23 protein-coding genes and 1 tRNA gene are annotated in these 21,716 nt (G+C 44.7%); 21 read left to right on the top strand and 3 right to left on the bottom strand.

What is annotated here, in order from left to right; translation table 11 throughout:
• The first annotated feature begins 57 nt into the window (after positions 1-57).
• The 9 genes from EGM68_RS00465 to EGM68_RS00425 all read left to right on the top strand — a co-directional run bounded on the left by EGM68_RS00465 (position 58) and on the right by EGM68_RS00425 (position 9,605).
• Positions 58-924 carry a YidC/Oxa1 family membrane protein insertase gene (locus tag EGM68_RS00465; protein ID WP_129548491.1) on the top strand — a complete coding sequence of 289 codons (867 nt, stop codon included), beginning with the start codon at positions 58-60 and terminating at the stop codon, positions 922-924.
• The gene (gene jag / locus EGM68_RS00460) at positions 921-1,679 is read left to right on the top strand and encodes an RNA-binding cell elongation regulator Jag/EloR (RefSeq protein WP_129548490.1); all 759 of its coding nucleotides are present in this window, start codon (positions 921-923) and stop codon (positions 1,677-1,679) included. Before EGM68_RS00465 ends, jag begins: the two co-directional genes overlap by 4 nt.
• A 127-nt stretch (positions 1,680-1,806) precedes the next feature.
• Positions 1,807-3,183: a tRNA uridine-5-carboxymethylaminomethyl(34) synthesis GTPase MnmE gene (gene mnmE / locus EGM68_RS00455; RefSeq protein ID WP_013373919.1), complete on the top strand. Its 1,377-nt coding sequence runs from the start codon at positions 1,807-1,809 to the stop codon at positions 3,181-3,183.
• 95 nt (positions 3,184-3,278) lie between these two features.
• The gene (gene mnmG, locus EGM68_RS00450) at positions 3,279-5,168 is read left to right on the top strand and encodes a tRNA uridine-5-carboxymethylaminomethyl(34) synthesis enzyme MnmG (protein ID WP_013373918.1); all 1,890 of its coding nucleotides are present in this window, start codon (positions 3,279-3,281) and stop codon (positions 5,166-5,168) included.
• Positions 5,168-5,890 carry a 16S rRNA (guanine(527)-N(7))-methyltransferase RsmG gene (rsmG, locus tag EGM68_RS00445; protein ID WP_040102455.1) on the top strand — a complete coding sequence of 241 codons (723 nt, stop codon included), beginning with the start codon at positions 5,168-5,170 and terminating at the stop codon, positions 5,888-5,890. The genes mnmG and rsmG overlap by 1 nt, the downstream gene beginning before the upstream one ends.
• A 386-nt stretch (positions 5,891-6,276) precedes the next feature.
• The gene (gene noc, locus EGM68_RS00440; RefSeq protein WP_013373916.1) at positions 6,277-7,095 is read left to right on the top strand and encodes a nucleoid occlusion protein; all 819 of its coding nucleotides are present in this window, start codon (positions 6,277-6,279) and stop codon (positions 7,093-7,095) included.
• 187 nt (positions 7,096-7,282) lie between these two features.
• Positions 7,283-8,044, top strand: coding sequence for a ParA family protein (locus tag EGM68_RS00435; RefSeq protein ID WP_013373915.1), 762 nt, complete (start codon positions 7,283-7,285; stop codon positions 8,042-8,044).
• Complete coding sequence (locus tag EGM68_RS00430; protein ID WP_040102456.1) at positions 8,037-8,879, top strand: ParB/RepB/Spo0J family partition protein; 843 nt, start codon at positions 8,037-8,039, stop codon at positions 8,877-8,879. Before EGM68_RS00435 ends, EGM68_RS00430 begins: the two co-directional genes overlap by 8 nt.
• 204 nt (positions 8,880-9,083) lie before the next feature.
• Positions 9,084-9,605 carry a DUF4446 family protein gene (locus EGM68_RS00425; protein WP_040102457.1) on the top strand — a complete coding sequence of 174 codons (522 nt, stop codon included), beginning with the start codon at positions 9,084-9,086 and terminating at the stop codon, positions 9,603-9,605.
• Here EGM68_RS00425 and yyaC read toward each other — a convergent pair.
• Entirely contained in the window at positions 9,559-10,164 is a 606-nt protein-coding gene (gene yyaC / locus EGM68_RS00420) for a spore protease YyaC (protein WP_080771881.1), read from the bottom strand. The genes EGM68_RS00425 and yyaC overlap by 47 nt on opposite strands.
• A gap of 250 nt (positions 10,165-10,414) precedes the next feature.
• Here yyaC and EGM68_RS00415 point away from each other — a divergent pair, with 250 nt between their 5' ends.
• The 3 genes from EGM68_RS00415 (at position 10,415) to EGM68_RS00405 (ending at position 11,747) form a co-directional block, all read left to right on the top strand.
• Positions 10,415-11,365 carry a mechanosensitive ion channel family protein gene (locus tag EGM68_RS00415; RefSeq protein WP_013373910.1) on the top strand — a complete coding sequence of 317 codons (951 nt, stop codon included), beginning with the start codon at positions 10,415-10,417 and terminating at the stop codon, positions 11,363-11,365.
• Positions 11,355-11,579, top strand: coding sequence for a DUF951 domain-containing protein (locus EGM68_RS00410; RefSeq protein ID WP_013373909.1), 225 nt, complete (start codon positions 11,355-11,357; stop codon positions 11,577-11,579). Before EGM68_RS00415 ends, EGM68_RS00410 begins: the two co-directional genes overlap by 11 nt.
• A gap of 77 nt (positions 11,580-11,656) precedes the next feature.
• Positions 11,657-11,747: transfer RNA gene (locus EGM68_RS00405), tRNA-Ser, on the top strand.
• 206 nt (positions 11,748-11,953) lie between these two features.
• On the opposite strand, the gene EGM68_RS00400 is transcribed toward EGM68_RS00405, so the two are convergent.
• Positions 11,954-12,271, bottom strand: a complete 318-nt coding sequence (locus tag EGM68_RS00400; RefSeq protein ID WP_013373907.1) for a hypothetical protein — start codon at positions 12,269-12,271, stop codon at positions 11,954-11,956.
• Between the two features lie 366 nt (positions 12,272-12,637).
• Positions 12,638-12,832, bottom strand: coding sequence for a YjzC family protein (locus tag EGM68_RS00395; protein WP_013373906.1), 195 nt, complete (start codon positions 12,830-12,832; stop codon positions 12,638-12,640).
• 318 nt (positions 12,833-13,150) lie between these two features.
• Here EGM68_RS00395 and rpsF point away from each other — a divergent pair, with 318 nt between their 5' ends.
• The 9 genes from rpsF to EGM68_RS00350 all read left to right on the top strand — a co-directional run bounded on the left by rpsF (position 13,151) and on the right by EGM68_RS00350 (position 21,570).
• A complete protein-coding gene (gene rpsF / locus EGM68_RS00390) occupies positions 13,151-13,435 on the top strand; it encodes a 30S ribosomal protein S6 (RefSeq protein WP_007433230.1) in 285 nt (94 codons plus the stop codon).
• 49 nt (positions 13,436-13,484) lie between these two features.
• The gene (gene ssb, locus EGM68_RS00385; RefSeq protein ID WP_010346813.1) at positions 13,485-13,976 is read left to right on the top strand and encodes a single-stranded DNA-binding protein; all 492 of its coding nucleotides are present in this window, start codon (positions 13,485-13,487) and stop codon (positions 13,974-13,976) included.
• 21 nt (positions 13,977-13,997) lie between these two features.
• A complete protein-coding gene (rpsR, locus tag EGM68_RS00380; protein ID WP_013312800.1) occupies positions 13,998-14,270 on the top strand; it encodes a 30S ribosomal protein S18 in 273 nt (90 codons plus the stop codon).
• 530 nt (positions 14,271-14,800) lie between these two features.
• Complete coding sequence (locus tag EGM68_RS00375) at positions 14,801-16,543, top strand: ABC transporter substrate-binding protein (RefSeq protein ID WP_129548489.1); 1,743 nt, start codon at positions 14,801-14,803, stop codon at positions 16,541-16,543.
• 68 nt (positions 16,544-16,611) lie between these two features.
• Entirely contained in the window at positions 16,612-17,574 is a 963-nt protein-coding gene (locus EGM68_RS00370) for an ABC transporter permease (RefSeq protein ID WP_016822455.1), read from the top strand.
• 11 nt (positions 17,575-17,585) lie between these two features.
• Positions 17,586-18,509, top strand: a complete 924-nt coding sequence (gene opp4C, locus EGM68_RS00365) for an oligopeptide ABC transporter permease (RefSeq protein WP_013373903.1) — start codon at positions 17,586-17,588, stop codon at positions 18,507-18,509.
• A gap of 13 nt (positions 18,510-18,522) precedes the next feature.
• Positions 18,523-19,506 carry an ABC transporter ATP-binding protein gene (locus EGM68_RS00360; RefSeq protein WP_013373902.1) on the top strand — a complete coding sequence of 328 codons (984 nt, stop codon included), beginning with the start codon at positions 18,523-18,525 and terminating at the stop codon, positions 19,504-19,506.
• A complete protein-coding gene (locus EGM68_RS00355; protein ID WP_025679381.1) occupies positions 19,503-20,468 on the top strand; it encodes an ABC transporter ATP-binding protein in 966 nt (321 codons plus the stop codon). The genes EGM68_RS00360 and EGM68_RS00355 overlap by 4 nt, the downstream gene beginning before the upstream one ends.
• 160 nt (positions 20,469-20,628) lie before the next feature.
• A complete protein-coding gene (locus tag EGM68_RS00350) occupies positions 20,629-21,570 on the top strand; it encodes a D-alanyl-D-alanine carboxypeptidase family protein (protein WP_013373899.1) in 942 nt (313 codons plus the stop codon).
• Positions 21,571-21,716 lie beyond the last annotated feature (146 nt).

Here is a 21,716-nt window from a genome sequence, read left to right as displayed (position 1 = left end):
CTACAGGATATGGTATGATTTACGTTGGAATGGATTGGTTAAGAAAGGGGTTATGAAGTGTCGCGTTTGAAGACTCAACGGGGAAAATGGTTCCTCCTGATTGCCTTATTGGCACTTGTTGCTGTGCTGTCTGGATGTACCCAGGCGGCTCACAATTCTTACACGACGGCAGACTTGGCCAATGGATCTTGGTGGCAAAGATATGTCGTTTACTGGTTTTCGTATGCGCTGGATACATTTGCCCAATGGTTCTCTGGAGAATATGGCCTGGCCGTACTGATTCTGGTGATCATCGTGCGTACTATTATTTTGCCGCTTACACTCAAGCAAGTACGCAGTTCCAGAGCAATGCAGGCTATTCAGCCGCAATTAAAAGAAATTCAAGCGAAATACAAGGATACACCTGAGCGAGTCCAGCAAGAAACGATGAAATTGTTTCAAGAAAACAAGGTTAACCCAATGGCGGGCTGTCTGCCTTTGTTAGTACAGATGCCCATTTTTATCGCGCTTTATAATGCCATTTATTATAACTCGGCATTGCGGGATCATGACTTTTTGTGGCTCCAGTTAGGTAAACCGGATCACTTCTTTATCCTGCCGATTCTAGCAGCGATTACGACTTTTATCCAAACTTGGATGATGATGAAAATGAATCCGACACCGCAGCAAGGACCAATGCAATTTTTGCTGTATGTCTATCCGGTGCTGATTCTATTCATGTCGTATAACTTCCCGTCTGCTTTGCCGTTGTACTGGTTCTTCAGTAATATTTACACGATTGTTCAAAACTATTTCCTTTATCGGAATAATGATAAGGACGCAGCATTGGCTAATGTGAAAACAGCCAGTCTCACGAAAACAGGTTCCTCTAATGGTAAGAAAAAAAGTGGTAAAAACACGAAGGGGGCTAAAAAGTCGAGATGACCAAAGTCGTGACATCAGGAAAAACCGTTGAAGATGCTGTAAGACAAGGACTCTCCCAGCTGGGAGTAAGCCGTGAACGGGTAACCGTAAACGTGTTGGAACAGCCGTCAAAAGGATTCCTGGGGTGGCTAGGGGTCAAAAAGGCGAAGGTGGAGCTTACGCTGCTTTCTGAGCCGTCTCCTGAAACCACACACACGGCTGAACCTCATGTATCGGCTGAAGCACCTTCTGACGTGGGACAGGCTGTATCACAAGCTGGGTCTGTTGCGCAGGAAGCGCAGAGGAACATGGAAGCATCCAGGGGACATATAGATCCTTATGAAGAGGCGGTGCGTTTCATCCGTGAAACTGCTGCAGGCATGGGACTGGACGTCGAAGTCGATGTCCGTCATCGCAAGGATGAAAGTACTCTGGATATCTCCGGTCCATCGCTCGGTATGCTAATTGGCCGCAGAGGACAGACATTAGATGCCTTGCAGTACCTGACGAATATTGTTGCTAACCGTCATTCTGATAAATTTATCCGAATTGTGCTGGATGCCGAGCAATTTCGTGCACGTCGGCGGAAAACGCTGGAGGATTTGGCGGAACGATTAGCGAACCAAGCTGTTCGCTATGGCAAGGAAGTGGTACTGGAGCCAATGCCGTCCCAGGAGCGGAAGCTGATTCACGCCAAGCTCCAGCAGCATGCGCTGGTTAGAACATACAGCAAGGGGGACGAGCCTAATCGGCGCGTTGTCATTGCCAAGAAATAATCCGACGCAATGGCTCTCTGCAAGCTGCAGAAGCCATTGCTTTTTTTCTTATATTTCACACTGAACGGGTGCCGTCCTTAATGAAGGGCGGCAATGCCGTTTATACTTGATAGGAGGTAGAAACGATATGCTGAGCGATACCATAGCTGCCATTGCAACGGCTGTCGGCGAGGGCGGCATTGCAGTTGTGCGGGTCAGCGGTCCAGAAGCGGTCACGGAAGTGGAGGCTTTGTTCCGTAGTAAAACGCCCTTAAGTAAGGTTCCGACGCACACGGTACACTATGGACATATTATAGATCCTCAAAGCCAAGAGAAGGTGGAGGAAGTTTTAGTTACAGTGATGCGGGCACCACGCTCTTTTACAACAGAAGATGTGGTAGAGATCAGCACTCATGGCGGGGTGGTAGCCGTTAAACGAGTGATGGATTTGTTACTGCTGCAAAATATACGACTGGCTGAGCCAGGTGAATTTACGAAACGTGCTTTTTTGAATGGTCGTATTGATCTGAGTCAAGCGGAGGGCGTCATTGACTTAATTCGCTCCAAATCGGATAAAGCCTTTTCGATGGCTTTGAAGCAGGTGGATGGGCAACTGTCCCAGAATATTCGTCGTTTGCGTCATGTTTTGGTCGAGACACTTGCTCATATCGAAGTAAATATTGATTACCCTGAGCATGATGTAGAATCCTTTACGTCTGAGTTAATCAAGGATAAAAGCAGCCAGGTCATGGCGGAAATTGATCGGCTGTTGCATACAGCGGAGCAGGGGAAAATTTTGCGTGAAGGGCTGACTACAGCGATTGTCGGAAGGCCGAATGTAGGCAAATCGTCACTGCTAAACACATTGGCTCAGGGCGAACGAGCGATTGTGACCGATATTCCGGGTACGACCCGTGACGTTATTGAGGAGTATGTGACGATTAATAATATTCCGCTCAAGTTGCTGGATACAGCTGGAATCCGCGAAACGATGGACGTCGTGGAACGGATCGGGGTAGAGCGTTCGAGAACGGCAGTGAGTGAAGCGGATCTGTTGCTCATCGTCATTAATGCCAACGAACCACTGCACGAGGATGAAATGGCATTAATGGAACAAATCCGCGGTAGACAAGCGATTGTTATTATGAATAAAATGGACTTACCGGCCCAAATAGACCGGGATTTGTTGCTGCGCTATGTTCCTGAAGAGCTTATTGTGCCGATGTCTGTGAAGGAAAATGAGGGAGCAGATCGGCTGGAGCAGGCTATATCGAATTTATTCTTTAGCGGCAAGCTGGAATCAGCGGATATGACGTATGTCAGCAATGTACGGCATATTGCTTTGCTGAAGAAAGCGCGCCAATCATTGGTAGATGCCTATGAAGCCGCTGATCAATTAGTTCCGATTGATATGATCCAGATTGATGTAAGGCTGGCATGGGAGCAGTTGGGTGAGATTGTAGGCGATACTGCGCATGATGCGTTAATAGATCAAATATTTTCACAATTCTGTCTGGGTAAGTAGAACATTCAAGCATGGCTGTTTTAAGCCTGCTATCGTTATAGATACACAAGAACATATTGGGTGAAGACTCGAATGTATAAGGAGGTAAGAGAGGTATGGGATATCAAGGAGGCGACTATGATGTGATTATCGTCGGTGCGGGCCATGCGGGCGTAGAATCCGCCTTGGCAGCAGCACGGATGGGCTGTCGTACATTGATGATCACAATTAACCTGGATATGGTCGCATTCATGCCCTGCAACCCGTCTATTGGTGGTCCCGCAAAGGGTCATGTAGTACGGGAAATTGATGCATTGGGCGGCGAAATGGGTCGGAATATCGACAAGACATTTATCCAAATGAGAATGTTAAATACTGGTAAGGGTCCTGCCGTGCATGCCTTGCGTGCGCAAGCAGACAAGTTTTCTTATCAGCATGCGATGAAGGAAACGATGGAGAAGGAACCGAATCTGACCTTACGCCAAGGTATGGTTGAAGAACTGATTATAGAAGACGGTAAATGCGTAGGTGTAATTACGAAGACGGGCACAGAGTATCGTAGTAAAGCAGTTGTCCTGACTACTGGCACCTATCTGCGCGGGAAAATCATTATGGGTGAGCTGATGTATGAGAGTGGTCCGAACAATCAGCAGCCTTCGTTGAGACTTTCTGAACATTTGAGAGAGCTTGGTTTTGATCTAGTTCGGTTTAAGACAGGAACACCACCACGTGTGCATAAGGATACAATTGATTTTAGTAAAACAGAAATACAGCCAGGCGATGATCAGCCGAAGTTCTTCTCCTATGAAACGAAGTCCTCGGATAATGAGCAGCTTCCTTGCTGGCTGACGTATACTTCAGTGGAAACACATCAGATTATTAATGATAATTTGCATCGTGCACCGATGTTCTCGGGTCTGATTGAAGGAACGGGACCACGTTATTGCCCATCTATTGAAGATAAAGTGGTGCGTTTCAGTGATAAGCCGAAGCACCAAATCTTTTTGGAGCCTGAGGGTAAAAACACATCTGAATACTATGTTCAAGGCTTGTCGACAAGCTTGCCAGAAGATGTGCAATTAGCAGTACTGCGTACCATTCCAGGGATGGAAAAGGTAGAAATGATGCGTAATGGTTACGCTATTGAATATGATGCGATGGTACCTACTCAGTTGTGGCCTACTTTGGAAACGAAAAAAGTACCTGGCTTGTTCACAGCAGGTCAGATTAACGGGACATCCGGTTATGAAGAAGCTGCGGGTCAAGGAATTATGGCTGGGATTAATGCAGCTCGCAAGGTGCAGGGCAAAGAGCCCGTCGTCCTGGATCGTTCTCAAGGTTATATTGGGGTTCTGATCGACGATCTAGTGACGAAGGGTACAAATGAGCCATATCGCTTGCTGACCTCCCGTGCAGAATACCGTCTGTTGCTGCGGCATGATAACGCGGATCTGCGATTGACTCCGATCGGGCATGATATTGGCCTGATTACAGATGAACGATACGAGCGCTTTTTGGATAAAAAACAAAAGGTAGAGCAAGAAATTGAGCGTTTGCGTTTAGCTAAAGTTCGTCCAGTTGATGTAAATGAGATGCTGGAGCAAGGTGGATCTGCACCGATACAGGACGGCAGTAATTTGTTAACGGTACTGCGTCGACCTGAGATTAGCTATGCACAAGTGGCACAAATTTCACCTTCACCTGTAGCCCTTACTGAGGAAGAGCAAGAACAGGTGGAGATCCAAATTAAGTATGCGGGCTACATTGAAAAGCAGTTGATGCATGTAGAACGCCTGCAAAAGATGGAGAAGAAGAAGCTTCCAGAGGATATCGCATACAATGAAGTTCAAGGCTTGGCCATTGAAGCCAAGCAGAAACTTGAGAAGATTCGTCCGATGTCCATTGGTCAGGCATCCCGTATCTCCGGTGTAACTCCTGCGGATATTTCCATTTTGCTGGTTTATTTGGAGCACTATAACCGTGTAACGGCAGCGAGGGGATCTTAATGGACGCGATACAACAGCAGTTCAAGCAGCGGCTGGCAGAGCATAGCATTGTGATTAATGACAGTCAGTTAGAGCAGTTTGAAACATATTACCGTGTGCTGGTTGAATGGAATGAAAAAATGAACCTGACGGGTATTACTGAGCGAGAAGCGGTGTACACCAAGCATTTTTACGATTCTGTTTCACTTGCCTTTTATGTTCCGTTAAATGATGTGGAGAGCCTGGCTGACATTGGGTCAGGCGCAGGTTTTCCTGGTATCCCTTTGAAAATATGTTTTCCACATATTCAATTGACCATTGTAGACTCATTGAACAAACGCATACAATTCTTAGCGCATGTTGTAGAGCAGTTGGGACTGGAAAATGTCGAACTGATTCACAGCAGGGCAGAGGAATTGGGGCGCAAAGCAGGATATCGTGATAGCTATGATCTGGTCACAGCCCGAGCCGTTGCCCGTCTCGCGGTACTAAATGAATTTTGTCTGCCTTTTGTCCGTGAAGGAGGGCACTTTGCAGCGATGAAGGGTAGCGATCCAACCGAAGAAATCAAGGAAGCTTCCTACAGTTTGAAAGAGCTGAAGGGGAGAATTAAGCATGTTCAGGCCTTCCAGCTACCTGTTGAGGATGCAGCTAGACATATGATTATTATTGAAAAAAGAGCAGCTACACCACGGAAATACCCGCGTAAGCCAGGTACTCCTTTGAAGGCTCCGTTAGTGTAAATGTTTGAAAGAAAGTGAATGTTTCACGTGAAACATTCACTTTTTTTATGGTTTATAGATCTTTGCTTAAGAAGACTCCTTGCGTAATACCCTCTACATAATTTTATTCTTTTATCCTTTCGAAAAGCTGGTAGAGACGATAGGATTATGACTGGAAAAGTGATAGAATAGAGATAATCGTTTTAGTGTAAGTTGGCTGCTTCCCGTACTCATGATTTCAGATATACATATAGGGGAGTGGGACAACAAATGTCAGGGGAGTACGTGGAGTGTACCCGCTTACGGCGCTGTTTCATATAGAAGGGTCTACAATCCCCGTAAGGAACTGTTTTTCACGAAGCGCTGTTTGTATGGTGCTATTATGAAATTAGGTGGTATTATACGGAATGAAAGAACAATTTTCCAAGCTATTTGGTTTGACGGAGCGATCCAATGGGGACGAAATAAAACAAATTCCAGTTCGGGATATTGTCAGCAGTCCTTATCAGCCCCGCACCATATTTGACGACGAGAAGATTGATGAGCTATGCCAGACTATTAAGACGCATGGTGTAATTCAACCGATTGTCGTTCGTTTCCGTAATGGACAATATGAAATTATAGCAGGGGAACGTCGTTGGAGAGCTGTCACCAAGCTGGGTATGGAGACGATTCCAGCCATTGTTCGTGAGTTTAATGATTCACAAGCTGCATCCATCGCGTTGATTGAGAATCTTCAGCGTGAGGGTCTAACTGCGATTGAAGAGGCTGTAGCTTATCAAAAGCTGATTGACCTGCATCAACTTACCCAGGAAAGCCTCGCTCAGCGACTTGGCAAAAGCCAATCCACTATTGCTAATAAAATACGGCTGCTTCATTTGCCGGAGAGAGTGAAAGAGGCCCTAATGGAACGGAAGGTGTCCGAGCGTCACGCCCGTGCATTATTGTCGTTAGAGACCGAAGAATTACAGTACAAGGTTTTAGATGAAGTAATTGCTAAGGAACTCAATGTGAAGCAGACAGAGGCACGAGTTGCCTTTTATAAACAAGTATCCACGATTAAGAAATCAAAGCGGATTTCCTTTACTAAGGATGTCCGGCTTGCGCTGAATACGATTCGTCAATCCATTGATATGGTGTCTGGCTCAGGGTTGGATATCAAAACAAAGGAATCTGATCATGAGGATCACTATGAGATTGTCATTCAAATTCCCAAACGTAAGTAAGGGATGAAGCGTACAGCGGCAGCAATTGCCGCTTTTTCTGTCTAACGCCAACATAAAACCGCAGCATACTCGTATTCTATTTTGAAAATTGCCGTTATCCGTAAGTTAAGGACTAAGTAACGTCTTCATAGAGCTTTTGCAATCATGGAACGTAGCAGGATTCCGATTAAATTATGAGGTGAATGAAGTGTCAAAAATAATAGCCGTAGCCAATCAAAAGGGCGGAGTAGGCAAAACGACTACTTCCGTGAATTTGGGCGCCGGACTTGCTTCCCTCGGCAAAAGGGTATTGCTCGTGGATATCGACCCGCAAGGTAATACAACCAGCGGTGTGGGTATCAATAAGGCGGATGTGGCAAATTGTATTTATGATGTACTCATTAACGAGGTTGACCCTAGCGAGGCGATTATCAGTACACAGGTCGAGGGATTGGATATTATCCCGGCAACCATTCAATTAGCAGGTGCTGAAATCGAACTGGTACCAACTATTTCTCGCGAATTGAGATTAAAAAGATCACTTCAGCTCGTCAAGCATAATTATGATTATATATTAATAGATTGCCCTCCATCGCTGGGTATTTTGACGCTCAATTCCTTGACGGCTTCCGATTCAGTCATTATTCCGATCCAGTGTGAATATTACGCTCTGGAAGGATTAAGCCAATTGTTGAATACCGTGCGATTAGTACAAAAACATTTAAATACCTCTTTGCAAATTGAGGGTGTGTTGCTAACCATGTTTGACGCTCGCACAAACTTGGGCATTCAGGTCATTGAAGAAGTGAAAAAGTACTTTCAAAGCAAAGTTTATCAGACGATTATTCCACGCAACGTGAGACTCAGCGAAGCACCATCACATGGCCAGTCCATTATTACGTATGATCCCCGTTCTCGTGGGGCAGAGGTATATATTGAGTTGGCAAAGGAAGTGGTATCTTATGAGTAAACGGTTGGGAAAGGGACTGGATGCACTTATTCCCTCCCTTACAGTCAGTGAAGAGGATAAGGTTGTTGACATTCCGCTCAGCCAGTTGCGGGCGAACCCATACCAGCCTCGGAAAACGTTTGATGAGGAGTCTATTAAGGAATTAGCGGAATCCATTCGTCAGCACGGTGTTATCCAACCCATTATTGCGCGTAGTGTCTTGAGAGGATATGAGATTATAGCCGGGGAAAGGCGGTTTCGGGCATCTCAATTTTGTGGGAATCCGACCATACCTGTGGTTGTTCGCAATTTTACAGATCAGCAGGTAATGGAGATTGCCTTGATTGAGAATTTGCAGCGTGAAAACTTAAATGCAATGGAAGTAGCAGTAGCTTATCAGGGGTTAATGGATCAATTCTCCTTAACTCAGGAAGAGTTGTCCATGAAAGTGGGAAAATCACGTTCACACATTGCCAATTTCCTTCGCTTGCTCGCATTGCCTGAGGAGGTTAAAGATCATGTTTCACGTGGAACATTGTCTATGGGGCATGCTAGAGCAATTGTTGGGCTCAAAGATCCAGACATGGTGAAACAACTAGCCTCGCAATGCATTGAGCAACAGTGGAGTGTTCGTGAACTCGAGGAAGCCGTACAGCAGTTGGATCATAAGCCTGGAGAAACAAAAGCTAAAGCAAAGGTACGAAAAAAGGACCCCTATATTGACCATATGGAAGAGTCCCTACGCGAGCGTTTTAAAACAACTGTGAAGATCAAGCACAATAAAGATAAAGGCAAAATCGAATTGAATTATTACAGCCAGCAGGATTTGGAAAGATTACTGGAGCTATTACAGTAGTCCGTAAAAATATGGACATGTCTCCTTGAGTGAAATGGAAAGTGAGATATGTCTTTGCTTTGTCTGGAATTGCAGGAATCAGAATGGTTTTGATGGATAAACTAATAGCCTTGTGTTATTTGTCTCGCTGTTCTCAAACGTTTAAAATAAAAGGTAAGCAAAGCAGTAACATGATTTTTGAGGTAGAGGGGTAGAAACAAACATATGGCTGAATTGAATGGACTAATCATGGAGCAGCTTGCTGGAATTGTTGCAGGGATCGTGCTTATTTTGCTTATCCTGTTGATTGTTATTATTGTACAGGGATCAAAGCTGAAGAAGATGCGGCGAAAGTATGAAACCATGATGGCAGGCAGCGGGGTTGAGAATTTGGAAACGCTGCTGATTGATTTAAAGGTACAGATGGATACGATTGAAGACGAGCAGGAAGCCCACCGTGCAAGTATGAAATCACTACGCAGCAAACTGACTGGCTTGAAGGGACATATAGGCATCAAACGCTATAATGCCTTTGGTGAGAGAGGGAGCGATTTAAGCTTTTCTCTGGCTATTGTAGACGATAATCAGGACGGAATAGTATTGACCGGTATTTATAACCGGGATGGCTCATATGTGTATGCCAAGCCTCTGGAAGCGGGACAATCCGCTTATTCCTTATCACCTGAAGAGAAAGAAGCTATTACTCTTGCGCAGCAAGTAGGACAGACCGGTAATGCCACTCCCTAATTGCGGAGTATAAGCTACTAGCTATGATATCTGATAATTTCATGACCAAATTTAGTCTCGTATTTTGTAACACGAAGTATTCCATGAAGCCGCCGACGTTAACGATACCAGTCAAATGGATATCGCCGACCGGCGGTAATTCTTTATTTACACCTGCTCCAGGCTTGAGAGGACCCTCTGCAACCTGAATGCATCCAACACTGGAGGTTTGTCCAAGACATGCGTCTATGCCAATGATATAAGGCTGTTCGTATCGGTCATGTATGCCGTTCAGCGTCGTTTGCAGGTTCATAGCATGTACAGGCTCATCTAATGTTCCATACAGATTAAATAGGGGGCTTTTGTAGCGGGACAAATGGGTACCCACAAGCGGGCCAAGGCAATCTCCAGTAGAACGGTCGGTGCCGATGCAAATGATGACGATATTTTGTAGACTCCGCGCCTGATGCAGATGGAACAGCAAACGATGGATGATGGCTGATTGGATCCCGGGATCGGTGTGTGATATTTTTAAGCTTAGGGGTTCTTGCCCCGGAATGAAGTCAGATGGATAAGTCATGGAATCTTCCTTTCGTCCTGTAATGGAGTGTGCAGGTTATGCTCGCCTACCTTTAAGAATATACTTGGCCTGCGGGTAACAATTATTCTCAAGATAGTAGCTAGTATATGGATAAACTTGTGCTTTTATACTTGGGAAAAGTAGATTATTCATAGCCATTTGTTTGAAGTCGGGAGATATGCTTATATAGATAGGAAATAGAATGTGGGAAATAGAAAGAGTAGTTCCCTGGTTTGAGGAGGAGTACAGCATGACCTTTATACATTGGTTGGCCGGTAATTTAGACACGGATGACGTAGTGCAAGGTGCGATTCATTGGAAGGATGCTGTATGGAAATGGCTTACAGATAGTGCGATGTGGTCGACCTTTTTGTTTGTGATTTTGAAAATTGTAATTATTTTCATCATTACACGTATCTTTATTCGAGTTATTAATAAAATTATAGATAAGTCGATGGAGCAAAAGGGAGATAACGGCAGATTCCGATTGAATACCAGACGGTTAACGACTGTTGGGGAACTGCTAAAAAATGTAACAAATATTGTATTCAATTTCATCTTAATTATGCTGGTGCTATCGCAAATGGGTATAAATCTAGGCCCTCTGATTGCTGGAGCTGGAGTGCTTGGGTTGGCTGTAGGTTTTGGGGCACAGAGCTTGGTTAAGGATGTAATTACCGGATTCTTTATTATATTTGAGGATCAATTTGCCGTAGGAGACGTCATTCAGACGGGAACTTTCAAGGGGACGGTAGAAATGATTGGGCTGCGTACAACCAGGCTGGTGAGCTGGAAAGGTGAGGTGTACATTTTACCGAACGGCTCCATTACGACAGTAACGAACTTCTCCATGTCCAACGCGTTGGCGGTGGTAGATGTGCCAATGAAGGCGGAGCGTAGTCTGGAGGAAGCCGTCAGCTTGGTAAAACAGGCGATCCAAGGCATTGAAGAGTCCAATGCGCAGATACTTAATATGCCGGATGTGTTAGGCGTTCAGTCCATGACTACATCAGAGTATATCGTACGTGTTGTGGCGGAATGTATGCCGAACACAGGGGCCTTGGTAGAGCGTGATATTCAGAATAATATCAAGAGGGCTCTGGAGGACGAGGAACATCGTCAGGCCGCACTGGAAACGGCGATCACCCTTGAAAAAGAAGATGAGCCAGGAAGAAAAGGGGGAGAGAAGGGTGGAGCGTAAGTCGTTTGAACTAGGGGATATTGTGCAGATGAAGAAGCCTCATCCGTGTGGAACGAACGAGATGGAAATCATCCGGATGGGGATGGATATTCGAATCAAATGTGTCGGATGCCAGCATAGTGTGCTGATTCCGCGTGCCAAGTTCGAAAAGAATATGAAAAAAGTGCTGCGCTCAAAGTCCAGTGGTGACGAGCAGAATTCGGAAACCATTTGAGCAGAGAAAGTGGATCATGGTGAACAAGAAATCAGCTTGCGTCATGAAAGCAATGATGATATAATTATCCTTGCTGCGGAAAGGTACCCAAGAGGTCCAAGGGGGCTGACTCGAAATCAGTTAGGCGTCGCAAGGCGTGCGTGGGTTCGAATCCCACTCTTTCCGCCACTAACTTTATGAACTAAATCAATCTCTTACGTCTGCTGACGTAGGGGATTTTTTGTTTTATGGCAATAAATAAATCAGATTACTAAAAATGAATGTAACGATATCGAAAAAATGATTAAGAATCTTTTGGTGAATGAATAAGGCGTTAGAGCAAAAGAAAGCTCCTAACAGCATTTGAAATAATTGCTGTCAGGAGCTTTCTTTTGTTATAGCTGATTAGGCGGGTAATGATAGCGTTTGGTTCTCTTTGAGCCAGAGATCATCAGAAGGATGGCTGCAATCAAATGGAGTGCCCAGCCTACAAAAGGAATCCAGGCTAGCAAGGAAGTGATTACTCCCCAGACAGAACCGTAGATCGCTTCCTGATTGCGTAACGACAGGATAAGTGTTACTGCATGCAGGACAAGCATAAACCCTAAAGCTGAGTAGCCAGTCCCCATGACAATAGCTCCTCCCACAATCGGTACAGCCAGCACCAATTCGAATATACCTGATATCCACTTTAATATACGAGAATAGCTCATCTTTAAACCTCCGTAAATAGTAGGTCTTTGTACTTGGATATATTCTAGCAGAAGGAGCTGAATTAATCTGCATTTTACCAGTATATGCAAAAAGTCCGATAATGCAACAAAGGAGGACCACAAAGGTCCTCCATCGTAGGCGATACATTTTTAACAGGATACGATCTGTCCAATCACATCATGAAACTCGGTGTACTGACTAGCAATACCGTGTTGAAAAGACAGTGTCCTTTTACACAAACCTAACGCTTCTAATGCCCGGAATGGATCTCCTAACAGTTTGTAAGGCTACGTTGTCCAACGGAACCACACCTCTCTGTTGTATCGCCTAATCATAATATGGCCAGGATTCCGAAGAAATATACATTAGTGGACGCGAGCTTTCGTTTTTTTCTTCCACTTGCGATTATGATTGGTGGTCTTCGGAAAAGAATCGCCTCTTTCCAACGTTATTTGCTGCGGGTTTTGGATTTCAGTATGAAAGCTTTTTTCTCCAACCTCCATATATACGCCGTCGTTTGGGACCTTATCCCCGGGTACGAACTCAGTCTTTTCACCCATACGGTTGTGCCTCCTTAGATAATGAATTTGGACTGCAACGGTTATTGTGCGCTGTCTTAAACAGAAACATGCGAAGTTAGGGCATACAGATAGTAGTTAATCAAAAATTATTTCCTTTATATATGCAAAATTTTTGGTGTGATATAAAATTGTATAAAACCAGTGATATGATGTGTGTGAGCAGTTTTTAGCCTTATGCTCGAAATTGCAGGTTGCATTCAGGTGCTCGATTTGGTAAACTGTTTTAGTGCGAGTTTAGGCTCGTTCCTTGCTCTCAACTGAGATTGAGGGCCTTATGTCCATAAGGAGGTGTAAAGAATGCGCAAATATGAAGTGATGTACATTATTCGTCCTGACATTGAACAAGAAGCTGTTCAAGCGACAGTCGACAAATTCCAAGGTATCATCTCTAACGGCGGTGGCGAAATTACGAATCACGATGTAACTAAACGCCGTCTTGCGTATGAGATCAAGAAATTCCGTGATGGTTCTTTCGTTCTGGTAAACTTCACAGCAGAACCTGCTGTTGTTACTGAGCTTGAGCGTATCATGAAAATTTCTGACGAAGTAATTCGTTATCTCATTACGAACGACGTAGCTTAATTATTGTACGTGATTATGTAATGAACAACGCTCAAAGGAGGGGATTGGATTGTTGAACCGTGTCATTCTGATCGGTCGTTTGACCAAAGATCCAGAGCTGCGCTATACACCGTCTGGTGTAGCAGTAACCCAGTTCACCCTGGCTGTAGACCGTCCGTTTACAAGTCAAGGCGGCGAACGGGAAGCGGATTTCTTGCCGATCGTAACCTGGCGTCAGCTTGCTGAAACATGCGCTAACTATCTTCGTAAAGGTCGTTTGACGGCTGTTGAAGGCCGTGTACAAGTGCGTAATTATGAGAACAATGAAGGAAAACGTGTATACGTGACTGAAATTGTTGCTGATAATGTACGTTTCTTGGAATCTAACCGCGATAGCGGCAACGGTGGCGGCAATAGCGGTGGAGGTATGCGTGAGGAGTCTCCTTTCGGAGGCGGTAACAGCAATAGTGGGCGCGGGAATAATAACTCGCGAAACAATCAGGATCCTTTTTCCGATGACGGAAAACCGATCGATATTTCGGATGATGATCTACCATTTTAATTGGGAAAGGACTGACAAAGAATGGGCTTCAGACAAAGAGAAGGCGGAGACGATAACAAAAGACCAGCTCGTCGTGGTGGTCGCAACAAACGTCGTAAAGTATGTTTCTTCACTGTGAACAAAATTACTCACATTGACTATAAAGATACAGACCTGCTTAAAAAATTCATCAGCGAACGTGGAAAAATTCTTCCTCGTCGTGTGACTGGAACAAGCGCGAAATATCAACGTATGTTGACAATCGCTGTTAAACGTTCCCGTCAAATCGCATTGCTTCCTTACACTACTGAATAGTAGTGGGTGGAAAGAAAGGATGTCCCCAATTCTGGGGACATCCTTTTTTATGATTTTTTTTATTGACAACAAGTGCCATCTATTGTAACTTACTAATAATACAATCCATGTTTACCCATTAAGTATAAATCACCTTTTAGTGGCTTAAGAAATTACAAGCTCCCCAACTCGCCAGAGTACACATTTCGGTCATTCGAAATGTTATTTTATATTACATAACACTCAATTTTCTGTCATTTTCCACAAGTAAATTTCATAAACTTTACAAAAATAGATGTTTTGCAATTGCATATTACATAAAAAAAGATATTGACGTGATATTATTTTACACTTAAGATAAACCTTAATAAAAATGTAATGGTTGTCAGTGCACAAAATTGACCAAGGGTCTAAAACATGTGTTCTACACTATCATTAGGAACAGTAAGGAGGATGTGCAAAACTTCATTTTTGAACCTCGAGCTTTAACGAATCACCGCAGGAATGAGACAGGCTGTTAAATAAAGAACCGACTAAGGGGGATTAACAGGATGGTGCAAACGAAGAAATGGGTTTCTTTGCTTATGGTGCTTACGATCGTTGGTGTTCTGTTTGCAGGATGTAGTGGAGGTGCTAATGAGGCACAGCCGCAGCAAGGCAATGCGGATAATAAAACAGAGGGAAATGAAGCAAGCGCACCAGTTACAGAGGGTGTTATTAAAGCGACGGATTTGTCGCAAAATCCTCCAGGAGCAACGAATCGGAAAGATAACATTGTAGTAGGTATGACGTCACCTAAAGGGGTATTTAACCCGCTATTCTGGCAAACAACTTACGATTTATATGTAGTCAGAACAGTATTTGATTCCTTCTTACAGGTGAAGGCAGATGGTACATATGAAAATAGTTTGGCTGAAAAGGTTGATGTATCGCCGGATGGTCTAAAATACACATTCCATCTGAAACCAGGTGTGAAGTATAGTGACGGCACTCCAGTAACCGTAAAGGATTATGCTTTTGTTCTCAAAGTGCTGCATGATCCGAATTATGATGGAGAAACCGATGTATTATCTTTTAAGATTAAAGGTGGTAAGGAATATCACGATGGCAAAGCGAATGATATCTCGGGGATCAAGGTCATTGATGATAACACAGTAGAGGTAACCGTTACAGAAGCAACAGCTTATACGAGGGATTTTCTAGGCGCAGAGGTTTATTTTATGCCAGAAGCTTATTACGGAAAAGGGTTCAAGAAGGGTAATCTGGACAGCATCAAGGCGCTTAATAATAAACCAATCGGCTCCGGGCAGTATGTGCTAAAGAGCTTTTCCCCAGGTCAACAAGTCGTACTTGAAGCGAATCCAAACTACTTCAAAGGTGCACCAAAGGTGAAATCAGTTATTTTCAAAACGACAACAGAAGAAACAAACCTGTCTATGCTGCAAACAGGCGAAACGGACATGGACAATATCACAGTTACGGAAGACAATGTAGAGGAATTAAAGGCTCTAGGCTTCTTGGACGTGAATATTATGCCGACAAATGGCTATGGATATATTGCGTTTAATCACAAGGAAAAGAAATTTCAAGACCCTAAAGTACGTCAAGCTTTAACTATTGGTTTAAACCGTAAAGAGATTGTGCAGGGCGTGTATGGGCCATATGCGAATGTCATTAATATTCCACAGTCTACAGAATCTTGGTCTTACACGGATGAAGGTATCAATAAATATGAGTTTGATACAGCGAAGGCGAAGGCTTTGCTGGATGAGGCAGGCTGGAAGGTTGGGGCTGACGGAATTCGCGAAAAGGACGGAGAAAAGCTGACCATTAACTTCTCCGCAACTGCTGATAATCCAGTAGTAGAGGCCTTGCTACCGATCATGTCCAATAACTATAAGGAGCTCGGCATCAAGCTAACTTCTGAAACTTTAGATTTTAACGCCATTATGGATAAAAAGGATACGGGCAAGTTTGATATGTTCTTTGCGGCTTGGGGCTTAACTCCAGACCCGGACACAACGACTTTTATTACGAATGGTGCACAAAATGATATCGGCTATTCCAATAAAAAGGTTGATGAATTAACACTTGCTGGTAAGCATGAACTGGATCAAGAAAAACGCAAACAGATTTACAAACAGCTCTATCAAGAGCTGAACAAAGATCTGCCAACTATCTTTTTGTACCAACGCAGAGATATGTGGCCAGTGAATGGACGTGTATCCGGCTTAGAAATTACACCATACAAAGATTTTGAGTTCACTCTGCATAACGCTCAAATCGCTCAATAAGGGTTGCCAATTGTATGCTCAGCTCTCACGAGCTGGGCATATCACTTTATTCGTCTGGAGGAATGAATATGAAGCAGTACATTATTCGAAGACTGCTGCAACTCATCCCCACACTTATTGGCATATCCATTATCGTTTTTGCGATTTCAGCCATGGTGCCGGGTGATTATATTACAGCCAAGCAGAACCCGAATATGACCGCCGAGAAGGCGCAGCAGCTACGACATATCTACGGGCTGGATAAACCGGAATACCAACGTTATTTTATATGGGCCGGTAATATGTTAAAGGGAAATATGGGGGATTCATTGCAGCATAAGCAGCCAGTAACGAAGGTCATTGGCAATTATGTATGGAACTCTTTTATTATCGCTTTTTTTAGTCTTATTTTTAGCTGGCTAATTGCAGTTGTTGCAGGGGTATTTTCAGCTAAGTTTCAATATTCGTTATTCGATAAGTTCGTTACGTTATTCATTTTCTTATGTATGTCGCTGCCTTCATTTTTTATTGGTCTATTGGTCATCAAAATATTTGCCCTTGAATGGGGAATTCTCCCGGTTGGGGGTATGACTACAGCAGGGATGGAAGCAGGTTCGTGGGCGTATATGGTGGATGTCCTCAAGCATATGTTCCTGCCGACACTCGTACTTACGATGCTGAGTACAGGAAGCCTGACTCGTTATTTCCGTACAGGCATGTTGGAGGTCATCCGTCAGGATTATATCCGTACCGCACGCGCCAAGGGTTTAAAGGAACGGACGGTTATTTTCAAACATGCACTGCGCAATGCCCTGATTCCAGCAATCACACTGCTCGGGTTCGAGCTTCCAGCCTTATTTGGTGGGGCGATGATCCTGGAAAAGGTATTTGTATGGCCAGGTGTGGGGCAGGTTTATCTGGAGTCGATTAGTATGCGGGATTATCCGTTTATGCTGGGCTTCACCATTTTTCTGGCTGTTCTCACGCTCATTGGCAATCTACTGTCTGATGTATTGTATGGCATGGCAGATCCAAGAATTCGCTTGAAGTAGGAGGGATACTATTGTCCGCAGAAACAGTCACGATTGAAACGAATCAAAAGGCGGCGATCCGTCCTGAAGCGTCTCCATGGAGAATCGCCATTCGTCGTTTTAACCAAAACCGCCTGGCTTTGGCAGGTCTCGTTATATTAATTCTCATGGTTATCATTTGTGTATTTGGCCCCATGATTTCACCTTATCATTTAGATGATTACAAGCTATCTGACAAAAATTTATCCCCTAATGCGAAGTACTGGCTTGGTACGGATAAGTTTGGTAGAGATATTTTACTGCGTACGATGCTGGCCGGCCGTATTTCTTTGACAGTGGGGCTGGTCGCCACGTTTATTTCGGTCATGATCGGGGCGACGTTGGGTGCGCTGGCAGGGTTTTATCGTAAAGGCGTGGATACGGTTATTATGCGGATTGCCGATATTTTCATGGCGCTGCCTACATTGCCGCTGCTTATTATTTTAGGTGCTGTTCTGTCGGATTTGAAGGTTGATCCGTCGAACCGTATTTATTTTCTGATGCTTATTATCGGAATCCTGAGCTGGACGAGCTTGTCCCGTCTGGTCAGAGGGCAGATTCTTACGCTGCGTGAACAGGAGTTCATGCAGGCGACGGAAGCACTGGGGTTGAGAGACCGCCGTAAAATATTCCGACATCTGCTGCCGAACACGATTCCTACTATTATTGTTACGGCTACGCTTGGAGTGGCTGGTGCGATTATTACAGAATCTGCGCTCAGTTACTTGGGGATTGGCGTTGTGCCGCCCACACCTTCGTGGGGGAACATGATATCGGCTGCGAATAACCTGATTGACTTCCGCAAACGGCCCTGGATATGGGTACCACCGGGAATGTGTATTCTAATTACTGTTGTAGCGATTAATCTGATTGGCGACGGTTTGCGGGACGCGCTGGACCCTAAAATGAAGAAGTAGGAGACGAACGTTTATGGAAAATGCTTTGATTGAATTTCGTAACCTGAAAACCCACTTTCATACCTCTAACGGAACTGTCAAAGCGGTCAATGACGTCAGTTTTAAAATTCGTGAGGGTGAAACGCTCTGTGTGGTAGGAGAATCTGGTTGTGGTAAGAGTGTAACTGCGATGACGATGATGCGGTTGATTGATTCTCCCCACACCTCCGACGGACAAATCTGGTTTGAGGGCAAAGACCTCCTAAAACTCAATAAAGGTCAAATGCAGCAAATTCGCGGCAATGACATTTCGATTATTTTTCAGGAACCGATGTCTTCGCTGAATCCAGTGCTTACGATTGGAGAACAGATTACGGAGCCGTTGCTGATGCATACATTAATGAGTAAAAAAGAAGCACGCGCCCGGGCAATTGAACTGATTAATTTGGTGGGCATTTCGCGATCGGAGGAAATATTCCATTCCTATCCTCATGAATTGAGTGGCGGTATGCGCCAGCGGATTATGATTGCTATTGCTTTAAGCTGCAATCCGAAGCTGTTGATTGCGGATGAACCGACAACGGCACTGGATGTAACAATTCAGGCGCAGATTCTTGATTTAATGCGGGATTTGAAGGATAAGCTTAAAACGTCCATTATGCTGATTACGCACGACTTGGGTGTCGTGGCAGAAATGGCCGATTATGTGGTCGTTATGTATGCCGGGAACGTTATTGAAGAGGCTCCTGTCATTGAGCTGTTCAAAAATCCGCAGCATCCGTATACTCAAGGGCTATTAAAGGCTAAACCTGTCATTAATCAGAAAATGGATCGGCTGTATTCCATCCCAGGACAGGTTCCAAACCCCATTGAGCTGGGTGAAAATTGCCATTTTCATGATCGCTGCGCACATTGCATGCAAATATGCAAGGATCAGGCTCCTCCCTTGAATGAAAAGGAAAATGGTCATAAGGTTGCCTGCTGGCTATATGAGAAAGAAGGGGGGCAACGGGTATGAGCGAGCCTTTGATTCAAGTGGAAGGGCTGAAAAAGTATTTCCCGATCACAGGCGGGGTGTTTCAGCGTACGGTCGGACATGTAAAGGCGGTCGATGATGTATCCTTTCACATACATAAGGGTGAGTCCTTTGGTCTGGTAGGAGAATCTGGCTGCGGTAAAAGTACGATTGGGCGCACGATTCTCAGATTAATGGATAAGACGGAGGGATCAGTACGGTACAAGGGCGAAGACTTGCACGCGTTAAACAAGGAGCAGATTCGTGCGCTTCGTCCAAAGCTGCAAATCGTCTTTCAGGACCCCTTTAGCTCACTGAACCCGAGAATTAAGGTTGGTGAGGCGATCGGAGAGGCTTTGCTGGATCACGGGTTGATTGATCGTAATGAGCTGCGGCAAAAGGTCAACGAAACGCTGAATATTTGCGGTCTATCCTCGTATCACTATGATCGTTATCCGCATGAGTTCTCTGGCGGTCAGCGGCAGCGGATCGGGATTGCACGGGCCTTGATTTTGAATCCTGATTTTATTGTGGCTGACGAGCCGGTATCTGCCCTGGATGTATCGATTCAGGCCCAGATCATTAACTTGTTAAGCGATTTGCAGCAGGAACGCCAACTGACGTACCTGTTCATCTCGCATGATCTGAGTGTGGTCGAGCATCTGTGTAGCCGGATTGGTGTGATGTATCTGGGCTCAATGGTAGAGTTGGCCTCCAAGGAGGAGCTGTTCAGCAATCCGCTTCACCCGTACACCAAGGCTTTGCTATCAGCAGTACCGATTCCAGATCCGACGATCAAAAGACAGCGGATTGTGTTAAAAGGGGACATCCCATCTCCGGCTAATCCGCCGTCAGGATGCAAGTTTCATACACGCTGTCCTATGGCAGAAGCACGCTGTAAAACAGAGGCTCCGGTATATCGAGATGCGGGCGACCAGCATTTTGTAGCCTGTCATTTTGCTTAATACGTCATACTGAAGAAGCAAAATATCCGCCTTCCTGTAACAGGGGTTGGCGGGTATTTTGTTGTGAAATAAAAAAAGGTAAAAAAATTGTATCTTTTTTTCGAAAAATTGCAGACAAAATGGATTTTTCATCGTCTAATAAGGTATGGAGGTTATTACGATGATGAAAAAACATTGGTTACGTTGGGCTATTGTCGTCCCGGTACTTATTATATTGATTTTTATTACACTTGGACCCCGCTTGTTGATCGGAAAGCCGAATGTGGATGCAGACGCTGCAGTGCTAATGGACATGCATACCGGGGAATTACTAATGGATGTGAATGGCGATAAGCCTATGCCCTCCGCAAATATGTCCAAGCTCATGACCGAGCTACTGGTACTGGAGGATATTCGGACCGGACGGTTAGGCTGGAATGATGAGGTGCGCATTAGTCGTTATGCCAGTACGGTGGGTGGTGTGAATCTATCCCTCCGGTATGGAGAAAGAATGACCGTATCTGAATTGTTTCAAAGTATGGTAGTGTATTCAGCGAATGACGCAGCTGTGGCACTGGCGGAACGTTCATCAGGGAATGAGTACGCTTTTGTAAAGCGCATGAATGAAAAAGCTGCCCAAATTGGGTTGTCGCCCGATAGTCGCTTTAGTAATGCCTCTGGGGCAGGTCAGAGTGAATTAGGGCCGAACCATCCTAAGGACATTCGCGGAGAAACGAAGATGACGGCAAGCGACACTGCAAAGTTGGCCTCTTACTTGATTACATCACATCCTGAGATTCTCAGAACGTCCAGCCGTACACAGATGGAATTGAAGGATAAGGGCATTTACATCAGCAATACGAACTGGATGCTGCCTTCCTTGGCTGGACCGTACTCTTATGCGGGCACGGACGGATTGAAAGCAGGATACACAAGCGATGCTGGATATTGTTTCACGGGTACAGCTGAGCAGCATGGCAAACGGTTAGTTGCTGTAGTACTGGGTGCACCGAGCAAGGAGGAGCGTTTCGAGCAGACACGGAAGTTGTTCGATTATGGTTTTTCTCTGTCCACCTCTTTTCCTGTGCGTTTGCAAAATTTGGTGAAATTGGCTCCGCATTAAAAATAAAAGATAACTTTGAAGGCTACATAGAATACTTATATATACATTACTGAGGGCTTTGACCGTAAGGGCGAAGCCTTTTTCGTCATGAATTTGAGGAACTGACCACGCCATGGCACTTTTGACAACAAGGTAGCTGACCTTTT

Source organism: Paenibacillus sp. M-152 (assembly GCF_003856555.1).
Classification (GTDB): Bacteria; Bacillota; Bacilli; order Paenibacillales; family Paenibacillaceae; genus Paenibacillus; species Paenibacillus polymyxa_C.
The sequence above is the reverse complement of the archived record's forward strand: the minus strand, read 5'-3'. Positions and strand labels throughout refer to the sequence as shown.